The sequence below is a fragment of the Streptomyces sp. NPDC107654 genome (assembly GCF_055639035.1).
In genome coordinates this window covers 89,088-114,571 of sequence record NZ_JBVKBI010000019.1, presented here as the reverse complement: position 1 = coordinate 114,571, position 25,484 = coordinate 89,088, and the positions used below count along the sequence as shown (strand labels likewise).

Genomic DNA, 25,484 nt, shown 5'->3' with positions numbered 1-25,484 from the left:
GGGGTCGGGCAGTGAGGGAGCCCGTGTGGCGCAGGGCCGTCGGTGGCGGTGGGGCAGGCGGGTGGCGTCTGCCGGGGCGGGCCCGTGGGTGGGGTCGGGCAGGCGGGCGGCGCTCGCCGGGCAGGCCCGGTCGGTGACCGGTCCCGGGGGCGTTGTCAGTGGGGCCGGATACCGTGACGGACATCTGATCAAGCTGGCGATCCCGCCGGGATCGGTGGAGGAGGACCTGTCCCGCAGCCGTGTCCTGCACCGGCTGCGCGTCCTGGGCATCCCGGGCTTCACCCGGCACTCGGGACCGGCCGACGGGTCCGACCCGGTCTTCACCGAGGTGTGGGAGCCCCGCCCGGCGGCAGCCGGCCGGGAGGCGGCGCTGATCGAGGCCGGTGCCTACGGGGCCCGTCTGGACGAGGCGGCCACGGCGCTGCTCGGCGAACGCGTGCGTGCGGCCGGCCCGGACGCCGGGGCGCTGGCCGGGCTGCTGTTCGACACCGTGCTCTGTGGGAGCGGCCCGCTCCAGTCCGACCTGCTGAAGGCGCTCGCGGCCCAGGTGGGACGGCTCGGTGACATCTGCCCGGACGACGAGCCCGGACCTGCACCAGGAGGACGGCTGACGCGTCAGCGTGCGCGTCGTCAGTAGCGGACGGCGGTGGCGACCCGGGCCTTCACCGTTCCGGACAGCGTGCGGTTGCTGCGCGCCGTCGCCGTGCCGGACTTTCCTGCCGCCACGTCGCGGATCGTCACCACGACCACGTCCAGCAGGTTCCCGCCGCCGCCCCGGAAGCCGACCACGACGACGAAGGACTTCTTCCTGTCCGCGGTGTTGTGCGCCGTCACGGTGACGACGGTGCGCCCGCCGTCGTCCGTCCGGGTGGCACCGAGCTTCACGTCGTCCTTGGCGTCGACGCCACCCTTGACCGACTCCAGCCTCCGTCCGGCCTCGGCGGTGGCCGAGGCCAGGGACTCCGCCGCCCGCGAACCCACGGAGGAGGCCGCCGAGGCGGCCTTCCCGGCCGCGCCGCCGTCCGAGCATCCGCCCGCGCCGACGGCGACCAGCGCCATCAGTACGGCGGCCGCCGTACTCCGTCCCCTGTGTCCAGGCACGTCGAAGCCTCCCTGCTCGCCGTGGGGGGTGGGTCCCCTCCTCCGAGTGAAAGGCCGTCGGCCGCCGGCCGCACGCCGGGGCACGCAGGACGGGAGCGCAGGCGGGGGCGCCCCTCAGAACGCCCCGAGGTCGGCGGACACCCAGTGCTCCGGCCGCATGCAGACGACGAAGTGCTCGCCGAGCCGGGTCCGGTCGTACTCCACGAAGGCGGCGACCTTGTCCTCCGGCAGGTACCGCGCGGCCATTTCCCAGGACAGTTCGGGGCTGTCCGGCGCGGTCCTGGTGACCGGCCCCTCCACACACACGTAGCGCACGGTGGGCTGCGTGCGCTGCACCATCAGGCTGAAGCGCCCCGCGGAGCGGATCGCCCGGGCCTTGCGCGAATCGGGCCCGGTACGCACCCACAGCTCGCCCCCCGGCGTGTACTGGTACCAGATCGGCACCGTCAGCGGACCGCGGCCCGGCCCTTCCTCCACCGACAGCGCGCCGATGTGGGGCTCGGCCAGGAACTGCTCTCGTTCTTGAAGGGAGAGTGTCATCCGGCCGACCCTAACGCCGATCGCACCGTCGGGCGCACGGCCGGAGCCCTAACCGGCCTCGCGGTCCAGTACGCGGCGAGCCGCCTCCGCCTCAGCCGCCGGCGGGGACAACTCGTCCAGGGTGTCCAGTTCGTCGTCCGCTTCCAGCTCCCGCTCCCAGGCCGCGGCCAGCTGCTCCTGTTCCTCGCGGGGCTTCGCGCCGACGGACTCGCGGTGGCCGGGATCCAGCGCCGCCAGGAATCGCTCCACGGGGTCCTTCGGCATGCTGTGCTCCTTGTCGCCGCTCAGGGGGCCGCCTCCGGCCCAGCATGGCGGGCGGCTCGGCGGATCGCCCGTCCGACACGGCCCCGGGCCACCCTGATGGACCTGGTGGAACGCGCCCCTAGGTATGCCGGGCGTGCACCGGGTCGTTGGCGACCTCCTCCGGGCACCTCCGGCGCCGTCGGCTCGCCCGGCGGTCGCGCTGCCAGTCGGCCGTCGCGAGCACCAGCGACGCCGTCATGCCGACGAGAGCGGCGCCCAGCGCGGTGACGAGAGCGGCGCGGTAGTCCTGGCTCCGGCCCAGCACCAGATAGAACAGGCCGGGCAGGGCCGCCGTCCCCAGCGCGGCGCCCAGCCGCTGACCGGTCTGCAGGGCACCGCCCGCCGCACCGGCCATGCGTACCGGCACGTCCCGCAGGGTCATGGTGATGTTCGGGGACACCACGAAACCACCGCCGACGCCCCCGAGGAACAGCACCGGGGCGGCGACCCACGGCGCGATGCCGAGGGGCGCGAGGCGGAGCAGCAGCGCGGTGCCGCCCAGACCGACGACGACACCGGCCAGTCCGCACACGGTGAGCAGCCGGCCGAACCGCTCCACCATCCGGCCGGCGACCACGGCCGCGCCCGCCGAGCCCAGCGCGAACGGCGTCACGGCGAGGCCCGACCGCAGCGGGGAGAAGCCGAGACCGTGCTGGTAGAAGAGGGCGAAGACCAGCCAGACGCCGCTGAAGCCGATGAAGTACAGCGTGCCGATGCCGGCGCCGACGGCGTAGCCGCGCACGGTGGTGAACAGGCGCGGGTCGAGCAGCGGCTGGGTACCCCGCGCGACGAGGCGGTGCTGCCACCCCGTGAAGGCGGCGAGGAGCAGGGCACCGGCCGGGAACAGCCACCACAGCCGGCTGAGACCTCCGGAGTCCGCCTGGACCAGCGGGAACATCAGCGCCAGCACGCCGAGGCCGAGGAGCACGATGCCGGTCGTGTCCATGTGGCCCCGCTCGGAGCGGCGGGTGCGGGGCAGCAGCCGGCGGCCGAGGAGGACGGCCAGGACGCCGATGGGCACGTTGACGTAGAAGATCCACCGCCAGCCCTGGGCGCCCGAGGCCAGGGCGAGGATGGCGCCTCCGATGAGGGGGCCGACGGCGGAGGAGATGCCGACGGTGGAGCCGAAGAGGCCGAAGGCACGGCCGCGTTCGGCGCCGCGGAACATCTGCTGGATGAGCGCGGAGTTCTGGGGAGCCATGAAGCCTGCCGCCAGGCCCTGGGCGAGGCGGGCCACCACCAGCAGGGTGATGTCCGGGGCCGCTCCGCAGGCCGCGCTGCAGACCACGAAGCCGCTGAGGGCCAGCAGGAAGATACGGCGCCGGTCCAGGGCGTCACCGAGGCGGCCGGCGGTGACCAGGGCGAGGGCGAAGCTCAGGGCGTATCCGGAGACCACCCACTGCACCTGGGCGGGGGAGGCGTGCAGATCGCGCTGGATGGTGGGCAGGGCGACCGCCACGATGGTGACGTCCAGCAGGCTCATGAAGCCGGCCACCAGGGTGACCCACAGGGCCCGCCACCGGTGCGGATCCGGCTCGTAGCCGGCCTCCGGGGAACCCGTGTCCCGGCCGTCTGCCGCCGGGGACGAAGTTGTCACCTGGACTCCTCTCGCCAGGGCCGCCACCCGGGCGGACCAGTTCCCCCGTCCGGCAGCGGGCACACTTACCCAGCCTGCTCCCGGGACCCGGGCGGCGGCCAGGCCGGGCCCGACGCCGGTCGTCTGCCACGCGAACACGGCTCCGCTCCGGCCCCACGGTGAACGGCCGGGGGAGGGGCCGGAGCGGAGACGGTCAGGCGTGCCGTCGGGCCCACATCGGGGTGACGAGGGAGATCAGGACCGCTGCGACGCCGATCTGCAGGATGTGGCGGAGCCAGTCGATGCCTCCCGTGTCCCGCACACCGAAGGCGGTGGCGAGCGCGTTGCCGGCGACACCGCCGAGGATGCCGAGAATGACCGTCATCCACAGGGGGATCGGCTGACGTCCGGGGATGACGAGCTTGGCGAGCAGTCCGATGACGAGACCGGCGATGACGGCCCAGAGGAACGACACTGCTTCTCCCTTCCTTTCCTTCACCGAAGGTGCGGGGCACGGCGGATGTGCCTTGCACGGATGCGTCCCTGCGGGTGCCCCGACTTCTCTCTCGCACGCCCGTTCCCGCACCGGCGACTTCCGCGCCGCTCACCGGGACGCGGACGAGCGGTCACGGCGGGGACGCCGCCCGGCGGGCCACCGCGAAACCCGGCCGGTCCGACCCGGCCGGCACGGCTCGGCCGCCGCGGTCCGCCGCCGGCCGGCGCTCGGCACTCGACGTGCCCGCCCCGGCCCCGCCGCCGGTCGGCGCTCGGTGATTTGGTCCACGCCGGCCTGTCCGTGGCGCGGGTGGAACGGGCCGCCACGACCGGCTTCCCGGCCGCCGCCGCCGCCTCGCCGGAACGGTGGGGCGGCGGGGGCGGCCCTGTGGACGGTTCCCCGTCGCAGCCGAAGCGCCCTGCTGCGGGGCCTGGCCGGGAGGGAAGCGGGTGGGACGCTGGGGCGCCGAAGACGGGCGCGGCACGTCGAAGGCGGGGGCGGTGTGCCGCGGATATGGGCATGCGGCACGCTGCGGCAGACGGGGTGTGCGGCACGCGGCAGACGGGGCGTGCGGTGCGCTGAAGACGGGTGCCGGGACCTGCTCGGGGGTCGGTCTCGGCACCCGCCGCCCGGAGTCCGGTCGAAGGACCGGCCCGAGCCACCCCCGGTTTCCCCGCGACGGCCCCCGTACACGGAGCCGTCCGGGTGAACCCGGCGCCGGGCGAGGCCGGTGCCGGCCGGTGCCGTGCCGTGCCCCACGCCCGCCGCCGGGGTTCGGTCCGCGGCATCCCGGGCACCCGGTGACCACCATCGGCTCTCCTGCCCCCGGAGGCACACATGGCGGCGCGGCATCGTGTGATCAAGACCGACCCCGCAGCGGTCTGGGACGTCCTCGCCGACGGTGATCGGTACGCCGAGTGGGTCGTCGGCACCGGCACCTCCCACCCGAAGCGCGGACAGTGGCCGCAAAAGGACGCGACCCTCGCCTACGAGATCAGGCTGGGCCCGCTCAGGCTCGGCAACGAGACGGTCGTACGGCACTGCCGGGAGGGATCGCTCCTGGAGCTGGAGATCATCGCCGGGTTCCTCGGCTCGGCCCGCTTCTCGATCGAGCTGCGCGAGTGGGGCGAGCACTGCCTCGTCCTCGTGGACGAACACCCCCTGCAGGGACCCGGGGCCATGCTGCACAACTTCGGGGTCGAGGCGCTGATCCAGATACGCCACCGCTCCATGCTCGCCCGCCTCGCGCGCTGCTGTCAGGACGGCCGCAGCAGCCACCGGGAGCAGCAGCCGACGTCGCGGACACGCCCCGCGCAGGGGACCGGGCATGCCTGACGCCGTGGTCATCGGGGCGGGACCCAACGGACTCGTCGCCGCCAACCTGCTCGCGGACGCCGGCTGGAGCGTCCAGGTGTTCGAGGAACAGCCACAGCCGGGCGGCGCGGTCCGGCACGACCGGGGCGTGCACCCCGACTTCGTGAGCGACCTCTTCAGCTCCTTCTATCCCCTGGCCGCCGCGTCCCCCGTCCTCTCCGGCCTCCGCCTGGAGGATCACGGCCTGCGCTGGAGCCACGCCCCGCACGTGCTCGCACATCCGCTGACCGACGGCCGGTGCATGGTGCTGGACCGGAGGATCGACGTCACGGCCGCGTCCGCGGAGGCGTTCGCACCGGGTGACGGAGCGGCCTGGCGACGCCTGTTCGCCCTGTGGCAGACGCTGCAACCGGATCTGCTCGACGCCCTGTTCACCCCCTTCCCCCCGGTACGGGCCGCGGTCGGGCTGCTGCGCACCCTGCGGGCGGCGGGCGGTCTGCGCACCGCCCGGTCACTGGTTCTGCCCGTGCGCCGGATGGGGGAGGAGGAGTTCCGCGGCGAGGGCGGCCGGTTGCTGCTGGCCGGCAACGCCCTGCACGCCGACCTCGCCCCCGAGTCGGCGGGCAGCGGCGGCTTCGGCTGGCTGATGTCGGTGCTCGGGCAGACGTACGGCTTCCCGGTGCCCGTGGGCGGGGCCGGCGCCCTCACCGAGGCGCTGGTCCGGCGGCTGCGCCGACGGGGAGGCGCGGTCCACTGCGGGGAGCGGGTGCAGCGCGTCGTCATCGACGGCAGCCGTGCCGTGGGAGTGCGGACCGCCGCGGGCGAGACGGTGCCCGCGCGCAGGGCCGTACTCGCCGACGTGGCCGTGCCCGCCCTCTACGGGGAACTGGTCGGTCACGAGCACCTCCCCGCCCAACTGCTCACCGACCTGCGGCGCTTCCAGTGGGACTTCGCCACCTTCAAGGTGGACTGGGCGCTCGACGGACCGGTGCCCTGGCAGGCGGATCAGGCACGCCGCGCCGGGACCGTGCACCTGGCCGACGGCATGGACGAGCTGACACGTTTCGCCGCGCAGATCGCCATGCACCAGGTGCCCGACCGGCCCTTCCTGCTGTTCGGCCAGATGACCCTCGCGGACCGGACGCGATCCCCCACGGGCACCGAGGCCGCCTGGGCGTACACGCACGTCCCGCGCGACATCCGCACGGACGCCGGCGGCGAGGGCATCACGGGCGGCTGGGGTCCCGCGGACGCCGAACGCATGGCGGACCGCGTGGAACAGCAGGTGGAGCGCTTCGCGCCGGGCTTCCGCTCCCTCGTCCGGGCCCGGCGGGTGCTCACCCCGCCCACCCTCCAGGCGCTCGACGCCAACCTCTCGGCCGGCGCCATCAACGGCGGCACGACCGCTCTCCACCAGCAGCTCTTCTTCCGCCCGATACCCGGTACCGGGCGGCCGGAGACCCCCGTCCCGGGCCTCTACCTCGCTTCCGCGGGAGCCCACCCCGGCGGAGGCGTGCACGGCGCACCCGGCGCCAACGCGGCGCGCGCCGCACTCCGCGCCCACCGGACACCCGGTCTCGTCGCCGCCCAACGTGTCCTCAGCCGCCGGGACCGCACCGGACGCAGGCGCTGATCACACGTCCGGCCGACGGTGCGTCCGGTCACCCGTCTCCACGGGAAGAGATGGGCAGACGGTATCCGGCGTACGGCAGCCAAGGAGCGCCATGAACGATCACCTGGACGGGCCCGATGCCGGGCACCGCCGCCCCGACGGTGTCGACGACCTGACCGTCGAGGCCCTCGGATCGCTGTCCAAGGCACTGGAGACCACCGAGCGCGCCCGCGGCCATCTGTACAGCTTCCACCAGCTCACCGGCGGCGCGGACCTGGAGCTTGACCGGTCGGTACGGCTGCTGCGCGAGGCCGGGCACCACGCGTGGGCGGACAGGGTGGAGACCGAGATCCTGGGTCGCAACGTCATCCCGGGTCACTGGACCTTCCAGGTCGTCGAGGCCTACAACGCCACCTACTACCGGCCCTTCCGCGACCTGGAACGCGACGCGGTGAGCGCCCTCGCCGAGGGACGGGACCATCTGTACGAAGCCGAGATGAAGGAGGCCCGCCGCACCCCCGGACACCCCGACCACACCGCGGGCCCTCCGGCCGCCCGCACCTGACCGCACCCGGGACCGGAGCGCGCCGAGGGCATCGGACGCCCCGTGGAGAAAGGCGGAGAGCCGTGCGAAGCAGTCCCTTGCAGAACCGGACCGTCGTGGTGACGGGTGCCGCACGCGGCGTGGGGGCGGCCCTCGTCCGGGAAGTGGCCCGGCGGGGAGCGCGACCGGCCCTCCTCGGCCACGAGAAGGACCTGATGGACGAGCTGGTCGCGCGGCTGCCGGTCCAGGCGCTCGCGGTCGAGGCCGACGTGACCGACCTCGAGGCCCTGGAACGGGCCGCCCGTGAGGTCCGCCGGTGTCTCGGTACGCCCTCGGTGGTGATCGCCAACGCCGGGATCGCGGAGGGCGGTCCGCTCTCCGCCACGGACCCGGCCGACTGGCGCCGGGTCGTCGACACCAACCTGACCGGCAGCGCCCAGACCGCCCGGGTCTTCCTGCCCGATCTGCGGGCCACGGCCGGCTACTTCCTGCAGATCGGCTCCCTCGCGTCGCTCGGCGCCGCCCCGCTGATGAGCGCCTACTGCGCGTCCAAGGCCGGCGTGGAGGCCTTCGCGCACGCGCTGCGCCCCGAGGTCGCCGGTGACGGCGTCGCCGTGGGCATCGCCTACCTGAACTGGACCGACACCGACATGGTGCGTGACGCCGACCGGTACACCGTGCTGCGCGAGCTGCGCGGCCACATGCCGGCGCCCGCGCGCCGGGTGTACTCCGTCGAGGAGGTCGCCGCCCGGATCGTACGTGGCCTGGAGAAGCGGCGCACAGCCGTGTACGCACCTCCCTGGCTGCGGCTGGTGCAGCCGGTGCGGGCCGTCCTTCCGCCGCTGGTGCTGCGCCTGGCCCGCCGGGACCTGGCACGCCTCGAAGCCGAGGGGGGACTGGCCCCGACCGGGCTGCTCGGCGCCGGCGGCGAGGCCGACCGGGCGGCACGACGACACGCGCGCTGAGGGTCGCGCCCCAGCCCCCACCCACCTCCAGGACGGCGCCCATGCAGACGTTCCTGCCCGATGCCGACTTCCGGCGCTCCGCGCTGCTCCTGGACCGCCGACGACTGGGCAAGCAGCGGGTCGAGGCGCTCCAGGTGCTGCGCGGACTGACGGTCCCCGGGTACGGCTGGCGCAGGCACCCGGCCGTACGGATGTGGCGCGGGTACGAGGAGGCCCTGGTCCGTTACGGCCTCGAAGTCTGCCGCGTGTGGCGGGAGCAGGGCCACCAGGACAGCTGCGCCGCCTCACTGGTCGCCGGATACGCCATGTGCCGTCCGGGTGCGCCCGTGCGCGACCAGCCCGCTCTCGACGCCGCCGGGGAACTGCCGCCGTGGCTCGGTGACGAGGCCTTCCACCGCAGCCACCAGTCCGCGCTCGTCCGCAAGGACCGGGAGGCCTACGGGCACGTGTTCCCCGGCGTCCCCGACGACCTGCCCTACGTGTGGCCGGCCTCCGACCGGGACGAGGCCCCCGCCTGACCGCACCCGACGGACCCGGCGCCGCCTCCGGACCCCGTTTTCCCCGCGGGCCCGGGGGAACCCGGGCGCGGCGACGAGCGGAGCGGAGGACGGCCATGACGGGACGCACCGACAAGCCCGCCGACCCGTACGCACGGGCCCGCGGCGACGAGGAGCCCGGAGCGCACTCGGGCGGCGAGAGCCAGGCCCGTGAGCGGTCGGTCCCGGGCACGGCGAGCGCGAAGGAGGGCTACCAGCCCGAGCAGGGCACGGTGGCCGGCGAACCGCTGCGCGGCGTCGAGGCCCGGGAGCGGGAGACGGAGGAACGGGAGAATCGGGAACGGGAGGGGGAGGGGGAGGGGCAGACGGATTCCGGGCGGTAGAACCTCACACGAATTCCGGACGGTAGAGCCTCACACCGATTCCGCCGGCAGGGCCTCGCACGGATTCCGATGGCGGGAGCTCACACGGATTCCTGCCGGCGTGACTCCCCGTGCGCCCGGTCGTCGTCGGACGGACGCCGTACGACCAGGTCCGCCACCTCGAACGACATCTCGGTGGTGTCGGCCGCCGGTGCCGGGTGGTAACGGCCCGCGCTGACCGAGAGGTTGACGATGAGGTGGGCACGCCAGGCGTGCCCCACGCCCCGCTCGTCCGCGAAGATCTCCGTGCCGTTCAGCCACCAGACCACCGAATGCACCCCGAACTCGGTGCGCAGTTCGATCCACGCCCCGGGGCTGACGGCCTCGTCGTGGACGTACAGGTTGGCGTGGCGCACGTGGTTGGTGAACTCCAGCAGGTCCGGGTTGTCGGGGTGGTACTCGAAGACGTCGATCTCGTGGTTGCCGTTCCGCCAGGTCCAGATGGCCGGCCAGGCGCCGACCTCCCGGGGCAGCCGCACCCGTGCCTCCAGGACGTCCCCCGGCCGGACGGTGAACCCCTCCTCGCTGTCCTCGGTGGTGAGCAGCCCCGTGTCCCACCTCCCGTCCGGCCGGCGGGTGGCCCGGAACGTTCCCGAGCGGCTGTAGCCGGGGTCGGAGACGAGGTGGTCCAGTTTGTCGTCGTCGGGGTTGACCGGGCCGCCTCCGGGATAGGCCCATGTGCGACCCGCGACCCACTGGGTCTGCGAGCTGAAGTCCGCCGTGAACACCACGTCGGGCGGGGGCGGGGTGCGCGGGCCCGGCAGGGGGCCGCGGGATGTCGGTTCGTCCATAGGCGATGTCTCACCGGCTGACAACCGGTCATGCGCCGAGGTCGCGGCTCGCCCGCGGGCACATCCGTTCGGGATGCCCCCCTGGAGGGCGATCAGCCCGGCCGCCGTCTCCCGGAAACAGCAGGCGTCGGCAGAGAAGGGGCGCAGGTGGTCCTCGAAGTTGCGGCACGGGCTTCGTCCGCCGCCGTCGCGAGGAGCCCGGCGCCCAGGCCCCTGCCCCGGCGCCGGGGCGCGACCACCTGTCCAGGAGGAGGCATGGGCCCCGCCGCCCCAGGCAACGCTGACGAGGCCGACCAGCGAGCCGCCCTCCCGGGCGCGGAGCCAGCCGAGGCCGTGGCGTTCGAGCCGGGGCCGCCAGTCGGCCGGACCGACCGCGTGGCCGAAGCCGTCGGCGTGCAGCGCGCCGAGCGAGGCGTTGTCGACGTCGCCACGCCACTCGTACATGCATGATCGTCACGCGCCGATCCCAGCCGGGGGAGGCGTCGGTGACCTGGTGCGTCCCGGCCGTCGCCGGTGCGGCCAGGACGAGGCCCCGGTCAGGGGAGGCTCGCGCCCTGCGCGCGCAGTTCCCGCTGGACCGCGCTCACCGGGACGTCCCGCGGCGGCCGGCCCCCCGTGGCCGCGAGCGCCGCACAGACCCCCGCCGCCTGCCCGGTGGCCATGGAGATCGGCATGACGCGGTAGGAGGAGTGGGCGACGTGGTCGCCGGAGATGCAGCGCCCCGCGACCAGGATCCGGTCCACCCCCCGGGGGAGGAGACAGCGCAGCGGGATGTCGTACGCCTCCCCGCGCGGCACGCGTTTCAGCACGGTGCCGCGGCCGCTGGGGTTGTGGATGTCCACCGGGTAGGCGCCGCGGGCGACGGCGTCGTCGAACTTCCGGGCCGTGAGCACGTCGTCGCCGGTCAGCTGGTACTCGCCCAGGATCCGGCGGGTCTCGCGGACGCCGACCTGGACGCCGCTCTGGGCGACGTAGGAGTCGGCGAAGCCCGGCACCCGGTCGCGCAGGAAACGGGCGATCTGCGCCATCTGGCGGTGCGCCGTGAACTCCGCCCGGGTCAGGTCCCAGACGCTGGTGCCCAGCACCTCGGTGACCCGGGTGGAGTTCACCGCCACCTCACCGGCTTGGGGCGTGGCGAAGAACAGGATGTCCTCGCGAGGCAGGTCGAGCTCCCCGGCGGCCGTCGCGGCGCGCACCAGGTCCCACAGCCCGTGCACGCCCCGCCACTGGTCGGGGTGGGCACGGGTGTAGGCGGTGAACTCCCCGTGGTCGAAGCGGACCATGCGGAACATCAGCGACATGGGCTGGGTCCAGCCGTCCTCCGGCCGGCCGGTCTCGTACGACGCCCCCGCCGCGGCCGCGACGTCCCCGTCCCCGGTGCAGTCGACGATCACGTCCGCGTCCAGCACGAGGGGCCCCGACTTCGTCTCGAACACCGCACGCGCCCGGTCGGGCAGGCTGAGGACGTCGGACGCGAAGGAATGGAGGAGGGTGCGGACCTCGTGGTTCTCCAGCAGTTCGTACACCACGAGCTTGAACAGCTCCGGGTCGAAGGGCACCGTGTAGCCGGTCTCCAGCGAGGGCCGGATCGCCGCCCCCCTGCGCACGAGCTGGTCGAGCAGCACCCACAGCACCCCGCCGACGACCGGCTCGCCCTCGCCGTGGTCGGGCGGCAGCAGCCGTGTGGTGTCACCGGCCGCGGCCTGCTTGACCTCGTTGTGGAAGCTCATCAGCGGCATCACCAGGGCCGCGGTCGCGTTGCCGCCGAGGAACCCGTAGCGCTCCACGAGCACGACCTCCGCGCCCGCGTTGGCGGCACCCAGGGCGGCACCGATCCCGGCCGGCCCCCCGCCGATCACCAGCACCTGTGTGGACCCCGCGTGCAGCGCCTGACGCGGCGGCAGCTCCACCTTCCTGGGAACGCGGGGCGGCATCAGGTAGGTCACGTTCACTCCCTCGGAGAAGCGATGGCCGGCGGGGTCAGCCCGCGGTGGAGACGGGCACGGGCGCGCCGTGGCCGATGGCGGGCCGCCCGGCCGCGGCGTCGAGGTAACCGAGGAGCAGGTCGGCGGTCCCGGCCGCCCGCAGCCGCATCGCCGCCGTGCGCACCGCCGTCTCGGCCGCGCGGGCGCGCCGCTCGTCCCACAGGCGGTCCACCTCGGCCAGCAGCAGCCCCGCCGTCTCCCGGACCACACCGCGCAGGGCGGGCGCGCCGACCTGCTGGGCGAAGTCGAACACCTTGCCCGCGTAGGGCAGGGGCAGCAGGGGAATCCCGGCGAGCGCGGCGAAGACCAGGAAGTGCAGCCGCATGCCGACGGCCAGGTCCAGCTGGGCGACGATGTCCAGGACCTGCTGCGGCCCGTGGTCGCCGCGCAGCACCGTGCAGCGGTCCGCCTCCGCCATGCGTGAGGCCACGGCGTGCGCGTGCCGGATGTCGCCGCGTTCCATCGAGACGAAGACGACGTGGGCGTCCAGGCGGTGGACGAGGAAGTCACCCACGCTGGCCAGCAACTGGTGGTACCCCTCCTCGTCGAGGTGCTCGGCCGCGCGCCCCGGCTCCCGCACGCTCATGCCCACCAGCCGCACTCCGCGCGGCACGGCCTCGGCCCGCAGCAGCGCCCGCCCGCCGTCGCCGGGTTCCAGCAGCAGCGCCGGATCGGCGGTGACGGTGACGGACCTGGTCAGCCCGGCTTCCTCCAGGACCAGCTTCGACTCCTCGTCCCGGACCGTCACCTCGACCGCGTCCGAGAGCACCGTGCGGACCCAGGCACAGTCCGCCTCGTCGGTGAGAGGGCCGGCCCCCACGGCGTACGTGAAGACGGGCACGCCGAGTTCCTGAGCGGTCCGGGCCGTCCGCAGGTAGCGGCGCGCCTCGGTGTCGTAGAGGATCCCGCCGCCGCCGAGCACCAGGACGTTCAGCCGCCGCAGGTGCGCCGAGATGCCCTCCCGGCAGACCCCCTCCCAGCCGACGACCTCGACGTCGGGGTGGACGGCGCGGGTGTGCTCCGGACTGCGGGAGAAGATGACGAAGCGGGCGTCGGGCCGTCCGGCCCGGACCCGGTCAAGCAGGGCGCTGAGGATGGCCTCGTCGCCCACGTTCCGGCCTCCGTAGGAGCCCAGCACGCCTACGGTCACGCTGTCCGCGCCATCCATGACCGCTCCCTGCCGTACGCCGCTTCGCCCATGTCTGTACCAGCTTGCAGCCTTCCGGTCGGAAACGCGCGACCGGGTCGCCCGACCGGCACGGGTGCGCGGGTCCCGGACAGGGAAGGCGGCCGTGCGTCAGGGCCGGCCGCGAGCAGCTCCGGCGCGCGCGTCTCACCCACGCCCCGACGCCAGACGCTCGCGACCAGCAAGAACCCGGCAGGAATCCGGCAGGAACCCGGCAAGGACCCGGCAGGAAGCAGGCCGCTGCCGGGGTTCGTCAACGGGCGATGCGGTGTTTGTGGCCCCCTCGGCTGAAGCGCACGGCGACGTAGACCAGATCGGCGACGAGGACGACGGCGCCGATGATCAGCAGGTAGAACAGGCCGTGGGCGGCGAAGCCGACGATGCCCAGGATGAGGGCCACGAGAACGAGGAGCAGGAACAGGATCATCGGGCCTCCCGGAGGCTTCGGTACGTCAACGGCGGGCCAGGCGCCGTTCGCCGCCCGCGCCCGGTGCGTAGGTCAGCTCGTAGTGGGCGAAGACCTCGGGCTCCTGGGCGGCGGTCAGCTCCCCGTCGGTGTCGATCGACGGTGCCTTCTTGACGCGGTCCTTGCTGTAAGCCACTTTCAGGTACCCCGGACCGACGGTCGCACCCCCGAGCGGCACGAATGCCAGTCGGCGCCGGGTGGGCAGGCCCATCGTCACCGTGGCGAAGAACGGCGCGTCGGTGCCCGTCTCCACGTAGATCGACTCCAGTGCGCCGATCTTGTGGCCGTCCTGGTCGACCACGTCGTGCCCTCGCCACTCACGGATATCGGATGCCTCGAACATCGCAACCTCCTCTGCGGGCAGGTACCCATGTGCAGGCGGGTGATGTGGCGGCGGACGCCCGAAGCGCCCGGAAGGCGTAGCGGATGTCCCGTCCTCGCACGGCGGCGGGGGCCGCGTCAGGTCTCCGGCGGGTGCAACCGCACGTGCAGGCTCCGGACGCTGCGGGCGATCCGTGACGGGCTGTAGGACACCGGGGAGCCGGTCGGCCGGGGCCGGCGGGGGAGCAGGTGCGCGAGGGCGGCCGTGGCTTCCAGGCGGGCCAGTGCGGCGCCGAGGCAGTAGTGGCTGCCCAGTCCGAAGGCGAGGTGCCGGGGGCGGCGGTCGAGCCGGAGTCGGTGCGGGTCGGGGAAGACGCGCGGATCGCGGTTTGCCGCTCCGAGCAGGACGGCGACGACGGTGCCGCGCGGAACGGGCGTACCCGCGATGTCGGCGTCCTCCAGGGCGCAGCGGGGCGCCATCTGGATGGGCGGGTCGAAGCGGAGCAGCTCCTCCACGGCCGCCGCGCACGCCTGTTCCGAGGGGCCGGTCGCCGTGAGCCACGCCAGCTGGTCGGGGTGCCGGAGGAGGGCGTGCGTGCCGTTGCCGATCAGGCCCACCGTCGTCTCGTATCCGGCCGCGACGAGCTGGGCGCACGTGGCCACGGCGTCCGTGCGGGCCGCCCGGCCGTCCGGGCCCTGGGCGAGGGCGCGCAGAATCCCGGTGACGGCCGGACGCCGCAGCGCGACGCCGATGTCCCGCGCCAGCCGGACCCGCGCCCGCGCGATCCGCTCGCGGGTGGCCGGATCGAGGACGCCGGGCGGATCCATGCCGCGCACCAGCAGCGCGGCCGCCTGCGCGAAACGGTCGCGGAGGTCGTCAGGTACGCCGATCACCTCCGCGACCACCCGCGCGGACAGGGGCCGCGCGATCTCGGCGACGACGTCCGCCGTACCGGACCGTGCCGCCTCCGCGACCAGCCCGGCCGCCATCTCGCCGATCCTGCGGCGCAGGGACAGCATCTCGCGTGCGGTGAAGGCACGCCGTACGCGTTCGCGCTGCCGGGTGTGGCCCGGCGGATCGGTCAGCAGGAAGGTCCGGGCCGGCACTCCGTAACCCGTCACGTCCCGGGCCGTCTGGGCTCCATGGCCGAAACGCGGGTCCGACAGGACGGCCTTCGCCTCGTGGTAGCCGAGCACCACCACGTCACCCGACGGCGTACGGTGCACCGGGCCGCTCGCACGGCGCATCTCCTCGTAATGGACGTACGGATCCCGCACGAAGTCGTCCGTACCGATGTCGAAGGGCAACTGCCCCGTCATGCCGTCGATGAACGTGTCGGATGCTTCCATTCAGACCTCGTCCGCCATTCCTCGGTCCCGCTCTCTGATAAAGAGTGCACATGACGGGTGAAATCCGAACGGATATCGCTTCTTTTCACGCGGGTGCGGGAAACCCGCGAAAACGCCGGGCGGCCACCACGGCCGTCTGCGCGGGGCTTTTCCTGCTGGGCATGGACCTCACCGTGCTCAACGTCGCGATCCCCGACCTGCAGACCGCCCTGGCGTCGTCCGCCGGACAGACGCAGTGGATCGTCGACGCCTACGCACTGGTGCTGGGCGGACTGGTGCTGACCGCGGGCGGGGTGACCGACCGGATCGGCCGCAGACGGGCGTTCCTCGCCGGCCTGGTCCTCTGCGCCCTCGCCTCCCTGGCCGGGGCGACGTCCGCCGTGCCGTGGCAGCTGATCGCCGCGCGCGGGGCCATGGGCGCGGGCGCCTCCCTCATCATGCCGGCGACGCTCTCGCTGCTCACGGGAATGTTCCCGGAGCCGGTACGACGGCGCCGGGCCATCTCCCTGTGGGCGGCCGTGGGCGGGGTGGGCGGTGCCCTGGGGCCGGTGATCGGCGGCTGGCTGGTGAGCCACCACTCCTGGCGGGCGGTGTTCTGGCTGAACGTCCCCTTCGCCGTGGCGGTCGTCGTGCTCACGCTCCTGGTGGTCCCCGCTCCGCCGCCCGCGCGCACGGAGCCCGTCGACGTGCCGGGGACCGTGCTCTCCGCGACGGGGCTGCTGGCGCTCGTCTGGGCGGTCATCGAAGGCCCCGGCCGCGGCTGGACCAGCACACCGGTCCTCTCCGCGTCCGCCGTGGGCGCCGGGCTGCTGACGGCGTTCGGGGTGTGGCTGCGGCGGGCGCCGACGGCGATGCTGCCACGGCATGTGAGACGGCGTGAGGTCACGGTACCGGCGGCGGCACTGGCCATGATGGCGTTCGGGATGTTCGGCGCGCTCTTCGTGATCTCCCTCTACCTGCAGGGGGTGTTGGGATGCACCCCCTGGCAGGCCGGCGTGCGCTCGCTGCCGTTGCCCGCCGCTCTGGTCGTCGGCGCGGCGCTGGCCGCGGCGCTCACCGCGCGCCTGACCCACCGGTCCGTCCTGGTGACCGGCCTCGCCGTGGTCGCCGGCTCCTTCGTGCTGTTGTCCGGCACGACGTCGGAGTCCGGATACCCGCACCTGGCCCTGGTGCAGGTCGTCGCGGGCGTGGGGGCGGGGCTGACGGCCGCGGCCGGCACCGCCGCGGTGATGGAGAACGTGGGCGAGGCGTACGCGGGTGTCGGATCCGCCGTCAACGACGCCACCCGCCAGGTCGGCGCCACGCTGGGCGTCGCCGTCCAGGGGTCCGTCCTCGCCACCGTCTACCGGGACCGGATCGGCGAGGCGGCGGTGAGCGCGGGACCGGGCGGGTGGCCGTCCGCGGCCATGGAGAGCGTCGTCGCCGCCGCCCTGGCGGGCCGGCACGCCGCCCCCGCCGTGAGAAGCCATCTGCTGTCCGCCGCGACGGACGCCTTCGTCGCGGGCCTCACCCGCAGCGCCTGGGTGGCGGCCCTGGTCGCCGTCACGGGCGCGGCGGCCGTGTGGCGGGGGATGCCGCGCCTCGCCGCCACGCCTTCCCCGCACCGCCAGGAGTCCCTTCGGGAAAGGCGCACCGCGCAGTGCAGCGAAACCTCTCCGTAGACCACTTCGGTCATTGTTCTCCGACACACGCGCGCTTGCCGGACGGGCCGGAGGCGGGTGCGCTTTGCTGACTTTCCGCCGCTCGAACTGACTTTCCTGCCCGGGGAGAAAGCATGGCCGACCAGCTGATCGTCGACACCCTCGTCCGTCTCATCGTCCGCCATTTCGAAATCGATCCCGGGCAACTGAGCGCCGACAGCAATCTGCAGCACCTCGGCCTCGACTCGATCGCGATGGCGGAACTGCTCGTCGTGGTCGAGGAGGAGACCGGCATCGACGTCCCCCTCACGGACGAGTCGATGCCGGCGGGCCCGGAGGTCACCATCGGCGCGGTGGCCGACTACGTGGCCCGGTTCGCCGACGACTCGACCCGCGCCGTCCTGCACACGCTGGCCGCCGCGCCCGCGGACGTCGACGCGTGAGGCGGTCCGAGACCGTCGTCACGGGCATCGGTCTGGCCACCCCGGCCGGAATCGGTGCCGACGCGACCTGGCGGCGGCTGTGCGCGGGCACACCGACCGCGTCCACCGACCCCCGGCTCACCGGCCTGCCGGTGGACTTCAGCTGCCGGGTCCCGGACGCGGAACTCGCCGCCGCCCTCGGACGCGGGCTGCGCTGGCGCACCGACCGTTTCATCCACCTCGCGCTCGCCGCCGCACGGGAGGCGACCCGGGACGCCGGTCTGGAACCGGGGGAGTGGGACGCCGACCGGGTCGCCGTGGTCATCGGCGTGGGCAGCGGCGGCCGCGACACCGACCTGCACGTGAACCAGTGCCTGACCGCGGGCACGTACCGGAAGATCTCGCCGACCACGGTGCCCCGCTCCCTGCCCAACATGGCCGCCGGTGAGATCGCCGCCGACCTGGGCGCGAAGGGACCCGGCCTCGGCGTCAGCACCGCCTGTGCCTCCGGCGCCACCGCCATCGGTGTCGGCCGGCAACTGCTGAAAGGCGGCATGTGCGACATCGCGCTGGTCGGCGGGGCGGAGAGCGCCTGCGCGCCGCTGGCCGCCCTGGGCTTCTGGCGGCTGGGCGCGTTGTCCACCCGCTGCCACGACCCGGCGGGTGCCTCACGCCCCTTCGACACGGAACGGGACGGCTTCGTGCTGGCGGAGGGCGCCGGAGTCCTCGTCCTGGAGCGGGCGGCACACGCGCGCGCCCGGGGCGCCACCGGGAAGGCGGTCCTCTCCGGCTTCGGCGCCACCAGCGACGCCCACCAGCCGACCAGCCCCCATCCCGAGGGCGAGGGCGGCGCACGCGCGCTGCGAGCGGCACTGGCGGAAGCCGGACTGACCCCCGGCGACGTGCACCACATCAACGCGCACGCCACCTCGACCCAGGTGAACGACCGCGTGGAGGCCGCCGCACTGCACCGGGTCTTCCCCGGGCCGCCGCCGGTCACGGCCACCAAGAGCATCCTGGGACACTCCCTGGGGGCGGCGGGCGCCGTGGAGGCCGCCGTGTGCGTGCTGTCCCTCCAGCACCAGACCATCCACCCGACCGCCAACCTGGACACCCCCGGCCCCGGCATCGACCTCGACATCGTCACCAAAGCCGCCCGGGCCTGCCGGATGGACACCGTCCTGAGCACGTCGTTCGGCTTCGGCGGACAGAACGCCGTGCTCGTCTTCCAGACCCCCTGACCACGGACCGCCGGCCGCCCCACCGCCGTGCGGTCGGTTCTGCGTGCGCCGAAGCCCCGGGCCGTGTCAGCGGACGATCCGGAGTCGGTGCGGTGCGCGGGTGGCCGGTTCGGGGAGGCGCAGGGGGCCCAGGCCCGGGGTGATGCTGCCGAGCAGCGTCGCCCTGGAGGCGCCGGTGGCGGCGGGATGGGTGCCGGGGAGGCCGTGGACGGTGAGGAAGCCGAGGGCCGCGAAGGCCAGGGCCTCCTTGGCGTCGGAGGGCAGCCCCAGGTCGTCGCTGCGGCGCAGCGGCACGCCGGGCAGTTCCTCGGCGAGCATGCGCAGGAGTACCGGGTTGCGGGTGCCGCCGCCGGAGACGACGACTTCGGTGACCCGGTGGGCACGGCAGGCGTCGGCCACCGTCACCGCGGTCAGCCGGGCCAGGGTGGCCAGGACGTCGTCGGGGGCGGGCGTCGGGACGGCGTCGAGCGCCCGCTTGAGGTACGGCAGGTGGAAGTGCTCCTTGCCGGTGGTCTTCGGGGCGGCCCTGCGGTAGTAGGGGTCGTCCAGGAGGAAGCGCAGCAGCTCCGGGCTGACCCGTCCGGCGGCGGCACGGCGCCCGTCCTCGTCGTGCGTGGCCCCGCCGTCGGTGAAGTGGTGCACGGCCGCGTCCAGCAGGGCGTTGGCGGGGCCGGTGTCGAAGGCCAGCGGATCGGCGCCGGGCGCGAGGACGGTGACGTTGGCGATGCCGCCGAGGTTCAGCGCCGCCGGGACGCCGGGGAGGGCGCGCAGCAGCAGGGTGTCGGTCATCCCGACCAGCGGTGCGCCCTGGCCGCCGGCCGCGACGTCCCTGCTGCGCAGGTCGGAGACGACGGGAAGCCCGGTCGCCTCCGCGATCCAGGCCGGCTGGCCCAGCTGGAGCGTGCCGCGGACGACGCCGTCCTCCACCCAGTGGTGGACCGTCTGGCCGTGCGAGACCACCAGGTCCGCGGCGCCCCCGCACAGGTCGCGCAGGGCACGCGCCGCGGCGCCGGCGAAGGCCTGCCCGATACCGCTGTCCAGGGCGCACACGGCCTGGGTCGTCGTGGCGGCCGGCGGCAGGGAGGCGGCGATGAGGGCGCGCAGTGCGTCCGGGTAGGGGACGGAGAGGTGCCCGAGGGGCCGCAGGAGCAGCGTGTCGTCGTCCAGCGTCAGGTCGGCGGCGGCTGCCTCGATCGCGTCGTACGAGGTGCCTGACATCAGGCCGATCACCCGCATGGTGCCTCCCACGGCGGTCGGGGTCGAGAGGGAGCTGTCGGGGTCGAGCGGGTTCAAAAGGCGCGGCTTTCGCACCCGGGGTGACGAGCCGTCAGTGGGGGGTGGCCGTCGGGACACGGCCCTGGCCGGGATCCGGCTGGTCGCCGTCCGCCCGGACCTCCGCGGTCTCCGGGGCGCGGTGCAGCAGGCTCATCAGGCCGCCGACGACGAGGGTGGCCACCACACCGATCGGGACCAGCCACTGGGCGGCGATGGCCGTCGGTACGGTGCCGCCGGCCGTGCCGACGTCGATCCTCACCTCGCGCACGATGTACGTCATCACCGCGACCGTCACCAGGAACGCCACGACGGCGTCCGTCTCACCCGCCCGCCGGACCGTGCGGCCGAGCAGGAACGCCCCGAGCAGGGCGCCGTAGGTGTAGCCGGCGATCGTGAGACCGGTGAGGTAGACGTTCCCGGTGCTGGTGCTGAAGGCACAGGCGAACACCGCCATCAGCGCCGCCCACACCAGCGTCATCACGCGCGCGAGCCGCAGCAGCGAGGCCTCGGAGGGGCTCCTGCGGAAGAAGCTGTGGATGATGTCGGCGACGGTCGAGTTGGACATGGAGTTCAGCGCCGACGACAGCGAGCCCATGGCGGCGCCGAGGATGCCGGCCACGAGCAGACCGGAGACCACCACGGGCAGCCCGTGCAGGATGAAGTTCGGGTAGAGGTCGTCGGAACTGCCCAGGCCCAGTTCCCGGAAGCTCTTGCCCTCGTCGTACGACCACAGCAGCGCGCCCACCAGGGAGAAGGCCGCGAACTGGAAGGTGACGAAGACACCGGAGGCGATCATGGCCTTCTGGCCGTCGCGCAGGGACCGGGTGGCCAGGATGCGCTGGACGATGAGCTGGTCGGAGCCGTGACTGGCCATGGCGAAGATCGCGCCGCCGACGATGGCGGTGGGCAGGGCGAACGGGCTGGTCAGGATGTGGGCGAGGGTGAAGTCGGTGTCGAAGAGCCGGAACCGGCCCCCGTCCAGGGCGCGCGTCAGGCCGGCGCCGCCGACGTGCGCGGACAGCACGGCGATGGCGAGCACCGCGCCGCCCAGGTAGAGCCCCATCTGGATGGCGTCGGTCCAGATGACCGCCTTGATGCCGCCCAGGTAGGTGTAGAGGACGGTGATCACGGTGAGCACGATGATGATGAGGCGGTAGTCCGCGTGCACGCCGAACTCGTCGAGCAGCAGCTTGATGGGGATCGCGGACGCGAACAGCCGGACGCCTTCGGCCAGGAGACGGGTGAAGACGAAGGTGACCGAGGCGAGTCCCTGGAGCCTGGGCCCGAAGCGCGTACCGAGGTACTGGTAGGCGCTGACGAAGCCGCCCCGCTTGTACAGGGGGATGAGGACGGTGGCCACGACGACCCGGCCGACGACGTAGCCCAGGGCCAGTTCCACGTTGCCGAAACCCTGGCCGCTGTAGGCGCCGCCGGGCACGCTGATGACGGTGAGCACGCTGGTCTCGGTGGCGACCACCGAGAACGAGACGGTCCACCACGGCATGCTGCTCTCGCCGACGAAGTAGTCCTTCGACGTCGTCTGCCGGCCGGCCAGGCGCAGTCCGATCACGGCGATCGCCACCAGGTAGACGACGATCACCACGAGGTCGAGTTGGCGCACACTGTCTCCTAGGCGACGGCCGGCGGGGGGACCGGCGGGGTGGGGGCGGTGGGCAGGGGCGCCGTCCGCCGGACGCGGACGACATGCGGCTCGTGCGGGGTGCCGGTGTCCAGGGTCAGCAGCCGCGCACCGTCCAGCGGGTCCCCGAGCGGGGGCCGCAGGCGCAGCGGGCGCGGGGATCCGGCGAGCGTCGAGCGCAGCGGTCCGAGCAGCGGTTCACCGAGTCCGGTGAGGCCGCCGGTGACGGCGGCGCGGAGGTCGTCGCCGCCGATCCGGCGGGCCGCGGCGAGCACGGCCTCGCCGAGCGCGGTGGCGGCGCCCCGGACGATCGCCGCGGCCGGGGCGTCTCCCGTCGCCGCCGCGCGGGCGACGTCCGGGGCGAAGGACGCGGCGGTGCGGGCGGGGTTGCCGTCGCGGCCCAGGGCGACGGGCAGCCGGTCGGGGTCGCCGAAGCGCTCTCTGGCGGCGGCCAGCAGCGCGGTGTCCGGTCCGCGTCCGTCGTGGGCGCGCAGCGCGGCACGCAGTCCGGCGGCGCCGATCCAGGCGCCGCTGCCGTCGTCACCGAGCCAGGGCCCCCACCCGTCGACACGCGCGTACGACCCGTCGTCCCCGATGCCGACGGCCACCGCGCCGGTGCCGATCGCGAGGACCACGCCGCTCCGGCCGCCCAGGGCACCGGCGTGGGCGGTGACCGCGTCGCTGGTGACGGCCACCTCGTCCGCGGACAGCTCCCCTAGGAGCAGAGCGGCCAGGTCACGGGCCGCCCGAGGTGCGGCGGCGGCGCCCGCCGCACCCACGCAGAGTGCCGTCGGCCGCAGGGCGGGCGCCCGGGCCAGGAGCGGGCGGACGGCGGCGAGTACGGCCGTACGGGCCGCCTCCACTCCACCGTCCGTGGCGAGCCCGGGGGCACCGGGCGCCTCGTGAACAGCCTGGGCGGGACCGGCGCCGTCCCACAGCACGGCACGGCAGCCGGTCTTGCCCAGGTCCACCGCGACTGCTGCTGTCATGCGGCACGCCTTCGTGTGTCCGGGGTTGCAGCGAGTATCAGAACGCGGACCTCCGGATGTCAACAAGTAACCTCGTTCCGTGAGCCGCGTAAATTTTTGACGGGCCGACGGGGTGGAGTTACCGTGTCGCGCACCCACCCAGGAGGGAGCGGTCCATGGCCGGCCGGAAACCACCCCGCACCCCGTCCAGGCCGGAGCAGGCCTCTCCCGCCGGGACCCTGGCGCGCATCCGCGCGGAACTGCCGTCCATGGCGCCCTCGGAGCGGCGGGTGGCCGACGTGGTCCTGGCCGATCCGGCGAGGGCGTCGGAACTGTCCATCAGCGCGCTCGGCGAACGGGCGGCCACCTCGGCGGCCACCGTCATGCGCTTCTGCCGCACGATAGGCATCACCCACTACCCGCGGTTGCGCCTCGCCCTGGCCGCCGCCGCGGCCCGCGAGTACGCCCTCGACGGCGAGCGCCCGGTACCGAGCACCGACATCAGTGCCACCGACACGCTGGACGAGATCGTCGACAAGATCATCTACAGCGAGGTGCGAGCCCTGGAGGACTCCGGGGCCGGGCTGGACATCGACGTCCTGGGCCGAGCGGTGGACGCCGTGGCGGGAGCCCGGCGGATCGACATCTTCGGTGCCGGCGCCAGCGCTTTCGTCGGCCAGGACCTCCATCAGAAGCTGCACCGCATCGGCCACATGGCGTTCATCTGGACCGACCGGCACGCCGCCCTCACCGCCACCGCCCTGCTCGGGCCCGGCGACGTCGCCCTGGCCGTCTCCCACTCGGGCGAGACCGAGGACACGGTGGAGCCGCTCCAGGTCGCCGCCGAACGCGGCGCGACCACCATCGCCCTCACCAACGCCCCCCGCTCCACCCTGGCGCGGAGCGCCGACCTGGTGCTGACCACCTCCGCCCGGGAGACACCCTTCCGCTCCGGCGCCACCGTCAGCCGCATCGCCCAGCTCGCCGTAGTGGACTGCCTGTTCGTCGGTGTCGCCCAGCGCGGCTTCGACACCGCGACCGCGGCCCTGCACAAGACCTACCGTGCCGTGCAGCGCCGCAGGCCCCCGCAGCAGACCCGCCACAGGCCGGCCGCCGACTGAGCGGCCCGATGCGGGCGGCCACTCCGCTCGGCAGAAGGCGCACCCCTCCCAGGAGAGGGCGTACCCGGCTCTCAGGAGAAGGCGTACCCGGCGAAGTCGGCCAGCGGGACGTACCCGATCCGCCGGTACAGGGCGTTGCTGGTGAGGTTGGCCGGGTTCGTGAACAGGACGACGTCCGTCGCGCCCGCGGTGAGCGCGGCCCTGGTCACCGCGACCGTCACGGCGCCCGCGTAGCCGCGTCCCCGGAGGCGGGCCGGGGTGTAGACGGGGTCCACCCGGACCATGCCGCCGACCATCGAGGTCGAGCCCGCCAGGGAGACGGGCGTGCCGTCCGGGGTCTCCCAGAACGTGAAGTGCTTGTCGGCGAAGCGGGAGCCGGCCCAGGAGGCGGCGTCGAGGGGCGCCTCTCCCACCTCCGCGACGAACTCGTTGCACCAGTGCAGGAGGTGCTCCCGGTCACCCACGCCCAGGACACGGCCCCGGCCCTCCGGACGCGGCTCCGGCGGGGTGAGCGTGCCGAGACGGTGGAGACGGCCCCGCCAGTCGTGTCGGGCCGCCGCACCCGCGCGCCGCTGCCATGCCTCGGCGAAAGCGACGGCGGTGTCCTGGTCCGCGGTGACACCGGAGAGCCGGAGCCCCTGGCCGGCCAGGCGGACGGCGAGGCCGTCGGCCTGCTCGGGGGAGAGCGGGGTGAGGGTCAGGCGGTGGGTCGCGAGGCGGTAGCAGACGGCGCGGACCTCGCCCCCCGACTCCAGCCGGCCGAAGACGGTGGCCTCGGAGCCGAACGCGTCCGCCCCGCGGGTGCGCAGCTTCTCGATCGTCGTCAGCGGCGTGGTGTGGAGCGCGGGCCGCGAGCGCAGGAAGTCCCCGGCGCGGGCGAGGAAGCCGTCGATGTCGTCGGTGAGGTGCCAGTCGTCCGGGCGCATGCCTCATCATCACCGAACCGCGCGACCGGTGGCCGCGGACGGGTGGAGTTCAGCCGTTCCACTCGCGGGCGAGTATCGCGTAGACGTACTCGCTGCCCCAGCGGTCCCCGTCGAGGTCGTTCTCGACCAGGTGGGCCTCGCGGCGCATGCCGATCCGTTCACACACGGCCGCCGACGCGGTGTTGAGGACGTCGAGCCGGGCGTACACCCGGTGGACGCCCAGCCGGCCGAAGGCCAGCGACAGCAGCGCGCCCGCCGCTTCGGTGGCGTAGCCGTGTCCGGCGTGCCGGGGGTGGAGCACCCAGCCGATCTCGGCCTGCCGTGCGCTGGCGCTCGCGAGGGTGAGGGTCACCTCGCCCAGGACACCGGGCCGTTCCGCCCGGCACACGGCCAGCACGAGCTTGTCGCCGTCGGCCGTCCAGCCGGTTCCCCCGGCGAGCGCCGCGAGGGACTCGGCGCACGCCTCGCGGGTGAGCGGCGGGCGGTAGAGGTAGCGCGCGACCTCCGGCAGCGACTGGTACGCGTACCGGTCCTCGACGTCACCGGCCGTGAACGTCCGCAGGACGAGCCGCTCGGTGGTGACGGCCGCCGGAACCTGCCCGGAGACGGTGGTCATCGCGCATCCCCCTGAACTGCTGACTGACTCGCGGGACACACTAGTCGGTCACGTACGCGCTCCGCTCGGGCATTGAAACGGCGTCCGCAGTGCCGGGTCGGCCACGGCCCGGGCCACCGCCCCGGCCACCGCCCCCGACGACCGCGGTCCGAGCGTGCCGTCGCCAA

Annotated in this window: 27 protein-coding genes; 11 read left to right on the top strand and 16 right to left on the bottom strand. The window is 74.1% G+C overall.

All coding sequences use genetic code 11. From position 1 onward, the window contains the following. Nucleotides 1–133 precede the first annotated feature (133 nt). Entirely contained in the window at nucleotides 134–637 is a 504-nt protein-coding gene (locus ACZ7N4_RS28490; RefSeq protein ID WP_471363204.1) for a DUF5682 family protein, read from the top strand. Here the strand turns inward: ACZ7N4_RS28490 and ACZ7N4_RS28485 are convergent. From ACZ7N4_RS28485 to ACZ7N4_RS28465, 5 genes are all read right to left on the bottom strand, one after another. Beyond that, on the bottom strand, nucleotides 631–1,101 hold the full coding sequence (locus ACZ7N4_RS28485; RefSeq protein ID WP_471363201.1) for a hypothetical protein: 471 nt from the start codon (nucleotides 1,099–1,101) through the stop codon (nucleotides 631–633). The two genes, ACZ7N4_RS28490 and ACZ7N4_RS28485, sit on opposite strands and share 7 nt — an antisense overlap. A gap of 114 nt (nucleotides 1,102–1,215) precedes the next feature. Further along, nucleotides 1,216–1,641: a pyridoxamine 5'-phosphate oxidase family protein gene (locus ACZ7N4_RS28480; protein ID WP_471363198.1), complete on the bottom strand. Its 426-nt coding sequence runs from the start codon at nucleotides 1,639–1,641 to the stop codon at nucleotides 1,216–1,218. Nucleotides 1,642–1,689: 48 nt separating this feature from the next. Continuing rightward, complete coding sequence (locus ACZ7N4_RS28475; protein ID WP_189295676.1) at nucleotides 1,690–1,905, bottom strand: hypothetical protein; 216 nt, start codon at nucleotides 1,903–1,905, stop codon at nucleotides 1,690–1,692. Between the two features lie 118 nt (nucleotides 1,906–2,023). Continuing rightward, the gene (locus ACZ7N4_RS28470) at nucleotides 2,024–3,541 is read right to left on the bottom strand and encodes an MFS transporter (RefSeq protein ID WP_471363195.1); all 1,518 of its coding nucleotides are present in this window, start codon (nucleotides 3,539–3,541) and stop codon (nucleotides 2,024–2,026) included. A 193-nt stretch (nucleotides 3,542–3,734) separates the two neighbouring features. Continuing rightward, nucleotides 3,735–3,995: a GlsB/YeaQ/YmgE family stress response membrane protein gene (locus tag ACZ7N4_RS28465; RefSeq protein WP_471363193.1), complete on the bottom strand. Its 261-nt coding sequence runs from the start codon at nucleotides 3,993–3,995 to the stop codon at nucleotides 3,735–3,737. Nucleotides 3,996–4,853: 858 nt separating this feature from the next. Between ACZ7N4_RS28465 and ACZ7N4_RS28460 the strand changes: the two genes are divergently transcribed. From ACZ7N4_RS28460 to ACZ7N4_RS28435, 6 genes are all read left to right on the top strand, one after another. Beyond that, the gene (locus tag ACZ7N4_RS28460; RefSeq protein ID WP_471363190.1) at nucleotides 4,854–5,351 is read left to right on the top strand and encodes an SRPBCC family protein; all 498 of its coding nucleotides are present in this window, start codon (nucleotides 4,854–4,856) and stop codon (nucleotides 5,349–5,351) included. Next, nucleotides 5,344–6,963 carry a phytoene desaturase family protein gene (locus ACZ7N4_RS28455; protein WP_471363187.1) on the top strand — a complete coding sequence of 540 codons (1,620 nt, stop codon included), beginning with the start codon at nucleotides 5,344–5,346 and terminating at the stop codon, nucleotides 6,961–6,963. Before ACZ7N4_RS28460 ends, ACZ7N4_RS28455 begins: the two co-directional genes overlap by 8 nt. A 91-nt stretch (nucleotides 6,964–7,054) precedes the next feature. After that, nucleotides 7,055–7,507: a hypothetical protein gene (locus ACZ7N4_RS28450; protein ID WP_471363184.1), complete on the top strand. Its 453-nt coding sequence runs from the start codon at nucleotides 7,055–7,057 to the stop codon at nucleotides 7,505–7,507. A 62-nt stretch (nucleotides 7,508–7,569) separates the two neighbouring features. Then, a complete protein-coding gene (locus tag ACZ7N4_RS28445) occupies nucleotides 7,570–8,451 on the top strand; it encodes an SDR family oxidoreductase (RefSeq protein WP_471363182.1) in 882 nt (293 codons plus the stop codon). 41 nt (nucleotides 8,452–8,492) lie between these two features. Further along, nucleotides 8,493–8,969, top strand: a complete 477-nt coding sequence (locus ACZ7N4_RS28440) for an MSMEG_6728 family protein (RefSeq protein WP_471363179.1) — start codon at nucleotides 8,493–8,495, stop codon at nucleotides 8,967–8,969. Nucleotides 8,970–9,064: 95 nt separating this feature from the next. Further along, nucleotides 9,065–9,331 (top strand): hypothetical protein, encoded by a 267-nt coding sequence (locus ACZ7N4_RS28435; RefSeq protein ID WP_471363176.1) that lies wholly within the window; start codon nucleotides 9,065–9,067, stop codon nucleotides 9,329–9,331. A gap of 80 nt (nucleotides 9,332–9,411) precedes the next feature. Here ACZ7N4_RS28435 and ACZ7N4_RS28430 read toward each other — a convergent pair whose 3' ends face one another. From ACZ7N4_RS28430 to ACZ7N4_RS28405, 6 genes are all read right to left on the bottom strand, one after another. Next, nucleotides 9,412–10,161, bottom strand: a complete 750-nt coding sequence (locus tag ACZ7N4_RS28430) for a beta-glucanase (protein WP_471363309.1) — start codon at nucleotides 10,159–10,161, stop codon at nucleotides 9,412–9,414. Nucleotides 10,162–10,697: 536 nt separating this feature from the next. Further along, entirely contained in the window at nucleotides 10,698–12,107 is a 1,410-nt protein-coding gene (locus tag ACZ7N4_RS28425; protein ID WP_471363173.1) for an FAD-dependent oxidoreductase, read from the bottom strand. Between the two features lie 34 nt (nucleotides 12,108–12,141). Next, nucleotides 12,142–13,314 (bottom strand): polysaccharide pyruvyl transferase family protein, encoded by a 1,173-nt coding sequence (locus ACZ7N4_RS28420; RefSeq protein WP_471363170.1) that lies wholly within the window; start codon nucleotides 13,312–13,314, stop codon nucleotides 12,142–12,144. Between the two features lie 271 nt (nucleotides 13,315–13,585). Continuing rightward, the gene (locus ACZ7N4_RS28415) at nucleotides 13,586–13,759 is read right to left on the bottom strand and encodes a hypothetical protein (RefSeq protein ID WP_471363167.1); all 174 of its coding nucleotides are present in this window, start codon (nucleotides 13,757–13,759) and stop codon (nucleotides 13,586–13,588) included. Between the two features lie 25 nt (nucleotides 13,760–13,784). Next, nucleotides 13,785–14,141, bottom strand: coding sequence for a PRC-barrel domain-containing protein (locus tag ACZ7N4_RS28410; protein WP_471363164.1), 357 nt, complete (start codon nucleotides 14,139–14,141; stop codon nucleotides 13,785–13,787). A gap of 116 nt (nucleotides 14,142–14,257) precedes the next feature. Continuing rightward, complete coding sequence (locus tag ACZ7N4_RS28405; RefSeq protein WP_471363161.1) at nucleotides 14,258–15,469, bottom strand: cytochrome P450; 1,212 nt, start codon at nucleotides 15,467–15,469, stop codon at nucleotides 14,258–14,260. A 50-nt stretch (nucleotides 15,470–15,519) separates the two neighbouring features. On the opposite strand from ACZ7N4_RS28405, the gene ACZ7N4_RS28400 reads away from it, so the two are divergent. From ACZ7N4_RS28400 to ACZ7N4_RS28390, 3 genes are all read left to right on the top strand, one after another. After that, complete coding sequence (locus ACZ7N4_RS28400; RefSeq protein ID WP_471363159.1) at nucleotides 15,520–17,130, top strand: MFS transporter; 1,611 nt, start codon at nucleotides 15,520–15,522, stop codon at nucleotides 17,128–17,130. 113 nt (nucleotides 17,131–17,243) lie between these two features. Next, on the top strand, nucleotides 17,244–17,552 hold the full coding sequence (locus ACZ7N4_RS28395) for an acyl carrier protein (protein ID WP_471363156.1): 309 nt from the start codon (nucleotides 17,244–17,246) through the stop codon (nucleotides 17,550–17,552). Next, on the top strand, nucleotides 17,549–18,772 hold the full coding sequence (locus ACZ7N4_RS28390) for a beta-ketoacyl-[acyl-carrier-protein] synthase family protein (protein ID WP_471363153.1): 1,224 nt from the start codon (nucleotides 17,549–17,551) through the stop codon (nucleotides 18,770–18,772). Before ACZ7N4_RS28395 ends, ACZ7N4_RS28390 begins: the two co-directional genes overlap by 4 nt. Nucleotides 18,773–18,838: 66 nt before the next feature. On the opposite strand, the gene ACZ7N4_RS28385 is transcribed toward ACZ7N4_RS28390, so the two are convergent. The 3 genes from ACZ7N4_RS28385 to ACZ7N4_RS28375 form a co-directional block, all read right to left on the bottom strand. Next, on the bottom strand, nucleotides 18,839–20,008 hold the full coding sequence (locus ACZ7N4_RS28385; protein WP_471363150.1) for an anhydro-N-acetylmuramic acid kinase: 1,170 nt from the start codon (nucleotides 20,006–20,008) through the stop codon (nucleotides 18,839–18,841). A 91-nt stretch (nucleotides 20,009–20,099) separates the two neighbouring features. Further along, nucleotides 20,100–21,668 (bottom strand): sodium:solute symporter, encoded by a 1,569-nt coding sequence (locus tag ACZ7N4_RS28380; RefSeq protein WP_471363147.1) that lies wholly within the window; start codon nucleotides 21,666–21,668, stop codon nucleotides 20,100–20,102. 8 nt (nucleotides 21,669–21,676) lie between these two features. Next, the gene (locus ACZ7N4_RS28375) at nucleotides 21,677–22,675 is read right to left on the bottom strand and encodes an N-acetylglucosamine kinase (protein ID WP_471363146.1); all 999 of its coding nucleotides are present in this window, start codon (nucleotides 22,673–22,675) and stop codon (nucleotides 21,677–21,679) included. A gap of 155 nt (nucleotides 22,676–22,830) precedes the next feature. Here ACZ7N4_RS28375 and ACZ7N4_RS28370 point away from each other — a divergent pair, with 155 nt between their 5' ends. After that, complete coding sequence (locus ACZ7N4_RS28370; protein ID WP_471363143.1) at nucleotides 22,831–23,775, top strand: MurR/RpiR family transcriptional regulator; 945 nt, start codon at nucleotides 22,831–22,833, stop codon at nucleotides 23,773–23,775. A 71-nt stretch (nucleotides 23,776–23,846) separates the two neighbouring features. Here the strand turns inward: ACZ7N4_RS28370 and ACZ7N4_RS28365 are convergent, their stop codons facing one another. Continuing rightward, a complete protein-coding gene (locus ACZ7N4_RS28365) occupies nucleotides 23,847–24,701 on the bottom strand; it encodes a GNAT family N-acetyltransferase (protein WP_471363140.1) in 855 nt (284 codons plus the stop codon). A gap of 49 nt (nucleotides 24,702–24,750) precedes the next feature. Then, nucleotides 24,751–25,317, bottom strand: coding sequence for a GNAT family N-acetyltransferase (locus ACZ7N4_RS28360; protein ID WP_471363137.1), 567 nt, complete (start codon nucleotides 25,315–25,317; stop codon nucleotides 24,751–24,753). Nucleotides 25,318–25,484 lie beyond the last annotated feature (167 nt).

Coding starts and splice junctions, on each gene's coding strand:
- ACZ7N4_RS28480 (WP_471363198.1), bottom strand. CDS start 1,641: ATGACACTCTCCCTTCAAGAACGAGAGCAGTTCCTGGCCGAGCCCCAC.
- ACZ7N4_RS28475 (WP_189295676.1), bottom strand. CDS start 1,905: ATGCCGAAGGACCCCGTGGAGCGATTCCTGGCGGCGCTGGATCCCGGC.
- ACZ7N4_RS28460 (WP_471363190.1), top strand. CDS start 4,854: ATGGCGGCGCGGCATCGTGTGATCAAGACCGACCCCGCAGCGGTCTGG.
- ACZ7N4_RS28455 (WP_471363187.1), top strand. CDS start 5,344: ATGCCTGACGCCGTGGTCATCGGGGCGGGACCCAACGGACTCGTCGCC.
- ACZ7N4_RS28450 (WP_471363184.1), top strand. CDS start 7,055: ATGAACGATCACCTGGACGGGCCCGATGCCGGGCACCGCCGCCCCGAC.
- ACZ7N4_RS28440 (WP_471363179.1), top strand. CDS start 8,493: ATGCAGACGTTCCTGCCCGATGCCGACTTCCGGCGCTCCGCGCTGCTC.
- ACZ7N4_RS28435 (WP_471363176.1), top strand. CDS start 9,065: ATGACGGGACGCACCGACAAGCCCGCCGACCCGTACGCACGGGCCCGC.
- ACZ7N4_RS28430 (WP_471363309.1), bottom strand. CDS start 10,161: ATGGACGAACCGACATCCCGCGGCCCCCTGCCGGGCCCGCGCACCCCG.
- ACZ7N4_RS28420 (WP_471363170.1), bottom strand. CDS start 13,314: ATGGATGGCGCGGACAGCGTGACCGTAGGCGTGCTGGGCTCCTACGGA.
- ACZ7N4_RS28415 (WP_471363167.1), bottom strand. CDS start 13,759: ATGATCCTGTTCCTGCTCCTCGTTCTCGTGGCCCTCATCCTGGGCATC.
- ACZ7N4_RS28410 (WP_471363164.1), bottom strand. CDS start 14,141: ATGTTCGAGGCATCCGATATCCGTGAGTGGCGAGGGCACGACGTGGTC.
- ACZ7N4_RS28405 (WP_471363161.1), bottom strand. CDS start 15,469: ATGGAAGCATCCGACACGTTCATCGACGGCATGACGGGGCAGTTGCCC.
- ACZ7N4_RS28400 (WP_471363159.1), top strand. CDS start 15,520: ATGACGGGTGAAATCCGAACGGATATCGCTTCTTTTCACGCGGGTGCG.
- ACZ7N4_RS28395 (WP_471363156.1), top strand. CDS start 17,244: ATGGCCGACCAGCTGATCGTCGACACCCTCGTCCGTCTCATCGTCCGC.
- ACZ7N4_RS28385 (WP_471363150.1), bottom strand. CDS start 20,008: ATGCGGGTGATCGGCCTGATGTCAGGCACCTCGTACGACGCGATCGAG.
- ACZ7N4_RS28375 (WP_471363146.1), bottom strand. CDS start 22,675: ATGACAGCAGCAGTCGCGGTGGACCTGGGCAAGACCGGCTGCCGTGCC.
- ACZ7N4_RS28370 (WP_471363143.1), top strand. CDS start 22,831: ATGGCCGGCCGGAAACCACCCCGCACCCCGTCCAGGCCGGAGCAGGCC.
- ACZ7N4_RS28365 (WP_471363140.1), bottom strand. CDS start 24,701: ATGCGCCCGGACGACTGGCACCTCACCGACGACATCGACGGCTTCCTC.
- ACZ7N4_RS28360 (WP_471363137.1), bottom strand. CDS start 25,317: ATGACCACCGTCTCCGGGCAGGTTCCGGCGGCCGTCACCACCGAGCGG.